Below are 5,156 nucleotides of genomic sequence, written 5' to 3' on the forward strand. Positions count from 1 at the left end.
GCCGTCCTCAGGGGTTCTCCGCGGTGAGGTAGCGCTGCACCGTGGGGGCGAGCCACGCCACGACCTCGTCGTGCGTCATCGAGGTGACCGCGGGCACCTCCACCAGGTAGCGCAGCACCGCCATGCCGATCATCTGCGAGGCCACCAGCGCCGTGCGCCGCGGGACGTCGGCCGCGGCGGCGCAGAACCGGGCCACCGCCGGTCCGACCTGGCCCTCCAGCAGGGCCTGCTGCCGTCCCTCGTCCAGCCCCGAGGCGAGCCCGACCCGGAGCATCGCGGCCAGCGAGTCGTCCTCCTCCCACCGCTGGAGGAAGTGCCGCACCAGTGCCTCGCCGGCCTCCGCGGGACGCACCCCGGAGAAGTCCGGCATCCGCAGGTCGATCTCCGACGCGGCCCGGAACAACCCCTCCTTGCTGCCGTAGTAGCGCATCACCATCGACGGGTCGATGCCCGCGTCCCGGGCGATCGCGCGGATGGTGGCCCGCTCGTAGCCGTCCGCCGCGAACCGGGCGAGGGCCGCCCGCAGGATCGCGGCCCGGGTCGCCTCCGACCGTCGGGGGCGGAGCGTCCCGGAGTCCGCCGGGGGGCTGTTCTCGGTCATGCCCACAAACGTAGGCCAACGACTGTTGACCGTCCAGGCCCGCAGGTCTAGCGTTGACAACAAGCGTTGGCCAACAGTTGTTGACCCGCCGGGTCACCTCTGTGGCCGCCGACCTCGGGAGGCCATCATGTCCACCGTGCACGGCACCACCCCGCACGACACCGGCGAGGTGTCCCGCTCCGTGATCGTCGTCGGCGCGGGCCCCACCGGGCTGCTGCTGGCCGGGGACCTGGCGGAGGCCGGCGTCCCCGTCACCCTGGTGGAGAAGCGCCCTCGCGGGATCAGCAACCTCTCCCGGGCCCTGGTGGTGCACGCCCGCACCATGGAGCAGCTCGACGCCCGCGGCCTCGCCGACGAGCTGGCCGCGACCGGCCGTCCGCTCCGCGGCTTCCGCCTCTTCGGGGGCCTCTCGCTGGAACTGGGCTCGCTGCCCTCCCGCTTCCCCTACGTCCTGGTCGTCCCGCAGTACGAGGTGGAGCGGCTCCTGGAGCGGCGCGCGGCCGGGGCCGGGGTGCGCTTCGCGTACGCCACCGAGGTGACCGGCCTCCGCCAGGACCCCGACGGGGTGACGGTGACGGTCGGGAGCGGCGGGCCCGGCGGAGCCGGCGGCACCCTGCGCGCCGCCTACGTGGTCGGGGCCGACGGCGCGCACAGCGCGGTCCGGAGGCTGGTCGGGCTGCCGTTCCCCGGGCGTTCGGCGATCCGCTCCCTCGTCCTCGCCGACGTCAGGCTGTCCGAGGACCCCGGCTCCGTGCTCACCGCCGACGCCGGACCGGACGGCTTCGCGCTGGTCGCCCCCTTCGGCGACGGCTACCACCGGGTGACCGGCTGGCGGCGCGGCGACGACCGGCCGGACAGCGATCCGGTCGGCCTCGAGGAGGTCCGCGAGACCGTCCGCAGCGCCCTCGGCACCGACTTCGGCATGCACGACCCGCGCTGGATGTCCCGCTTCCACAGCGACGAGCGGCAGGTGCCCTCCTACCGGGTCGGCAGGGTCCTGCTGGCCGGCGACGCCGCGCACGTCCACTCCCCGGCCGGCGGCCAGGGCATGAACACCGGGCTCCAGGACGCCGCCAACCTCGGCTGGAAGCTGGCCGCCGTGCTCGGCGGGCACGCCCGGGAGTCGTTGCTGGACACCTACCACGCGGAACGGCACCCGGTCGGGCGGACGGTGCTGCTGGCCAGCGGCGCCCTGCTCCGCGGCGCGCTGGCCCGCGACCCGGTGAGCCGCGCCCTGCGCACCGCGCTGCTGGCCGCGGCCGGCCGGGTGGGTCCGGCGTGGCGGCGGGGGACCGCCATGGTCACCGGCATCGGCATCCGCTACCGCCGGCCGCGCGGCGCCCACCGCACGGTCGGCGCGAGGGTGCCGGACGTGCCGCTGGCGGGCGGGCGCCGCCTCTACGAGGCGCTGCGCGGCGGACGGTTCGTGCTGCTCGCCCCGGCGGGACTGGCCGTGGAGCACGCCGTGGGGTCGCGGGGCGGGCGCCTGGCGGTGGAGCGGTGGGCCGCCCCGCGCGGCACCGCCGTCCTGGTCCGGCCCGACGGATACGTCGCCTGGGCCGCGGAGGCGGCCACCGGGGAGCGCGTGCGGGCCGCGCTGGACGCGCACGTGGGCTGACCGCGGGGGCGCCCGGCGGGCCCGGCGGGCCCGCCGGCGCGGCGCGGTGCGGTGGTGCGGCGCGATGGTGCGCGCGGTGCGGTCAGCGCTCCAGGACGGCCAGCAACTCCCGCAGCATCCCCGCCAGTTCGGCGGCCCGCTCCTCGTCGAACGCGGCGGTCAGCACCTCGGTCTGCGCGGCCAGGCCGGCGGCCACCGCCTCGTCCACCAGGGCCAGACCGCGCGCGGTGAGCGAGACCCGCAGCGCCCGCCGGTCGTCGGGGTCGGGCGAGCGGGTCACCAGCCCGGCCCGCTCCAGCTTGTCCAGCCGACCCGTCATCCCGCCCGTGGTGAGCATCAGCGTGCTGGACAGCTGCCGCGGCGAGAGCGTGAACGGCTCGCCGGAGCGCCGCAGCGCGGCCAGCACGTCGAACTCCCCGCGGGAGACGCCGAACGCGGCGTACTCCTTCTCCATGCGCTCGCCCATCCCGCGCGCCAGCCGGTAGATCCGCCCGAAGACCTCCATGGCGGGCGTCTCCAGGTCGGGCCGCTCCCGGCTCCACTGTTCGACGATCGCGTCGACGTCGTCCCTGTGCCGCGGGTCGCGAGTGCTCATGTGCCGAGTATCGGGCGACCGCGCGGACCCTGGCAAAAAAATAGCTTGATGGTAAGTAGCTTGCTACTAAGCTAATCACCGGCAAGTTGTTCGGGCGGGACGGGGGAGGACCGGATGGGCGGGGACGGGGAGCGCGGGCGTGTGGCCGGGGAGCGGCGGCTGACGGCCTCGGCGGTGGTGAACGGGGTCGGCTCCGGCATGTACATCCCGTTCAGCCTGGTCTTCTTCCACCACGTCACCGGGCTCTCCTACGCGGTGGTGGGCGCCGTGCTGACGGTGGCCGGCCTCGGCGGGATGGCGCTGCTGCCGTTCATCGGCACGGCCGTCGACCGGTACGGGGCGCGGCGGATGCTGATGACCTTCCACGCCGTCCGCCTCACCGGGTTCCTGGCCTACCCGGCGGTCGACTCGCTCGGCGCCTTCGCGGGCGTCGCGCTGCTCACGGTGACCGCCGACCGGGCCTACGCCGGCGTGCAGGCGGTGCTGGTCGGCGAGGTGGCCCGGGGCGCGGACCGCGACCGGTTGCAGGCCACGCTGCGGGCGGTGGGCAACGCGGGGCTCGGCGCGGGCACGCTGCTCGCCTCCCTGGCCGTCGGCCTGGCCGGCCCCGGCGGGTACACGTACACGGCCTGGGCCAACGCGGCGTCGTACGCGGTGGCGGCCCTGCTGCTGCGCGCGGTGCGTCCGGTGCGGGAGGCCGCCGCCGGCGCGGCGGCCGACGGGGGCACGGGCTACCCGGTGGTCCTGCGGGACCGCCCGTTCCTGGTGCTCACCGGCGCCAACTTCTTCAACGCGCTGAGCTACGCGGCGCTTTCGGTGCTGTTCCCGCTCTTCGTGGTGGACCTCGGCGGCCCCGGCGCGCTCACCGGCGCCGCCTTCGCCGTCAACACGGCGCTCTGCGCGGCGGCCGGGACGTACGTGGGGCACCTGGTGCGGCGCAGCGGCGCGCGGCGGACCCGGGCGGCCGCGCTCGGCTCGCTGCTCTTCGCGGCCGGGTTCCTCGCCCAGTTCGCGCTGGCGGTGGCACGGCCGGCCTCGGCGGGGGCGCTGGCGACGGCGCTGGTCGCGGGGGTGGTGGTCTACACGGTGGGCGAGCTGGTCCACAGCCCCGCCGCCGACATGCTCGCCGTTTCCGCCGCCCCGGCCGCGGTGCGGGGGCGGTACACGGCGGTGTACCAGTTGTCCTGGTCGCTGGCGAAGGCGCTGGCTCCGGCCCTGTTCACGACGCTGCTGGCGGTGGACGGGCGGGTGCCGTGGATCTTCCTGACCGGCACGTCGCTGGTGGCGGCGGGGCTGCTGGTCGCGGTGGAGCGACGGCTCCCCGGGGACGCGGTGCGGATCGCCCCGGCCGGGCGGCGCGCCGGGGCGGACGCGTGAGGCGGGCGGCGGCCGCCACCGCGGCGGTGACCGGCCTCGCTCAGGTCCTCTGGGGCAGCACCTACGTGGTGACCACGGAGTTCCTGCCGCCGGACCGCCCGCTGTTCACGGCGCTGGCACGGGCGTTGCCGGCCGGGCTCCTGCTGCTGGCGGTCACCCGCGTGCTGCCGCGCGGCGACTGGTGGTGGCGGGCGGCGGTGCTGGGAGTGCTGAACATCGGCGTGTTCTTCCCGCTGCTGTTCCTGGCCGCGTACCGGGTGCCGGGCGGGACGGCCGCGGTGGCCGGGTCGGTCGGGCCGCTGCTGGTCGCCGTACTGGGCGTGCCGCTGCTGGCGGAGCGGGTGCGGGCGCGGACCGTGGTGACGGGGCTGGCGGCGGTGGCCGGGGTGGCGCTGGTGATGCTGCCGGGGCTCGGCGTGGTGGACGCGGCCGGGACGGCGGCGGCGCTGGCGGCGGCGGGGGCGATGTCGCTCGGCACGGTCCTCGGCAAGCGGTGGGGGAGGCCCGAAGGCGCCGGTCCGCCGGCCCTCGCCGGCTGGCAGCTCACGGTGGGCGGGCTGGTCATCGCACCGCTCGCGGCGGCGGTGGAGGGCGCGCCGCCGGACGTCGACGCGGCGGGGGCCGCCGGATACGCGTACCTGGCCCTGGTCAACACGGCACTGGCGTACTGGCTCTGGTTCCGCGGGGTGGGCCGCATGGGCGCCACGAGCGTCACGTTCCTGGTCACGCTCTCCCCGCTGACGGCCACGACGCTGGGCTGGGCGTTCCTCGGCGAGTCCCTGACGGCCGTCCAGGTGACCGGCATGGCCCTCGCCCTGGGCGCCACGGCCGCGGGCCAGGCGGCGCCCCGGCAGCGGCGTCCGGTCCCGCGCGCGCGGCTCCCGCGGGCCCGGCGGGACCACGTGCGGAGGTGAGGCGCGGTCCGGTCCCGCGCAGGGCGGACCGGCCGCCCGGGCGGCGGCACG

At 76.8% G+C, this 5,156-nt stretch carries 5 protein-coding genes; 3 read left to right on the forward strand and 2 right to left on the reverse strand.

Features of this window, described 5'->3' with window-relative positions; genetic code table 11:
* Positions 1–7: 7 nt before the first annotated feature.
* Positions 8–601, reverse strand: coding sequence for a TetR/AcrR family transcriptional regulator (locus tag A2U95_RS14195; protein WP_166022507.1), 594 nt, complete (start codon positions 599–601; stop codon positions 8–10).
* Positions 602–728: 127 nt separating this feature from the next.
* Here A2U95_RS14195 and A2U95_RS14200 point away from each other — a divergent pair, with 127 nt between their 5' ends.
* A complete protein-coding gene (locus A2U95_RS14200) occupies positions 729–2,219 on the forward strand; it encodes an FAD-dependent monooxygenase (RefSeq protein ID WP_166022509.1) in 1,491 nt (496 codons plus the stop codon).
* An 82-nt stretch (positions 2,220–2,301) separates the two neighbouring features.
* Here the strand turns inward: A2U95_RS14200 and A2U95_RS14205 are convergent, their stop codons facing one another.
* Positions 2,302–2,814, reverse strand: coding sequence for a MarR family winged helix-turn-helix transcriptional regulator (locus A2U95_RS14205; RefSeq protein WP_166022511.1), 513 nt, complete (start codon positions 2,812–2,814; stop codon positions 2,302–2,304).
* Positions 2,815–2,928: 114 nt separating this feature from the next.
* Between A2U95_RS14205 and A2U95_RS14210 the strand changes: the two genes are divergently transcribed.
* Together A2U95_RS14210 and A2U95_RS14215 are read left to right on the forward strand one after the other, a co-directional pair.
* Positions 2,929–4,191 carry an MFS transporter gene (locus A2U95_RS14210; protein WP_166022513.1) on the forward strand — a complete coding sequence of 421 codons (1,263 nt, stop codon included), beginning with the start codon at positions 2,929–2,931 and terminating at the stop codon, positions 4,189–4,191.
* Positions 4,188–5,105: an EamA family transporter gene (locus A2U95_RS14215; RefSeq protein WP_166022515.1), complete on the forward strand. Its 918-nt coding sequence runs from the start codon at positions 4,188–4,190 to the stop codon at positions 5,103–5,105. The genes A2U95_RS14210 and A2U95_RS14215 overlap by 4 nt, the downstream gene beginning before the upstream one ends.
* Positions 5,106–5,156 lie beyond the last annotated feature (51 nt).

It is taken from the genome of Streptomyces chilikensis (assembly GCF_001642695.1).
GTDB classification, from domain to species: Bacteria; Actinomycetota; Actinomycetes; order Streptomycetales; family Streptomycetaceae; genus Streptomyces; species Streptomyces chilikensis.

Excerpts from the sequence above, each read along its gene's own strand:
- A2U95_RS14205 (WP_166022511.1), bottom strand. The coding sequence starts at position 2,814 with ATGAGCACTCGCGACCCGCGGCACAGGGACGACGTCGACGCGATCGTC.
- A2U95_RS14210 (WP_166022513.1), top strand. The coding sequence starts at position 2,929 with ATGGGCGGGGACGGGGAGCGCGGGCGTGTGGCCGGGGAGCGGCGGCTG.
- A2U95_RS14200 (WP_166022509.1), top strand. The coding sequence starts at position 729 with ATGTCCACCGTGCACGGCACCACCCCGCACGACACCGGCGAGGTGTCC.
- A2U95_RS14195 (WP_166022507.1), bottom strand. The coding sequence starts at position 601 with ATGACCGAGAACAGCCCCCCGGCGGACTCCGGGACGCTCCGCCCCCGA.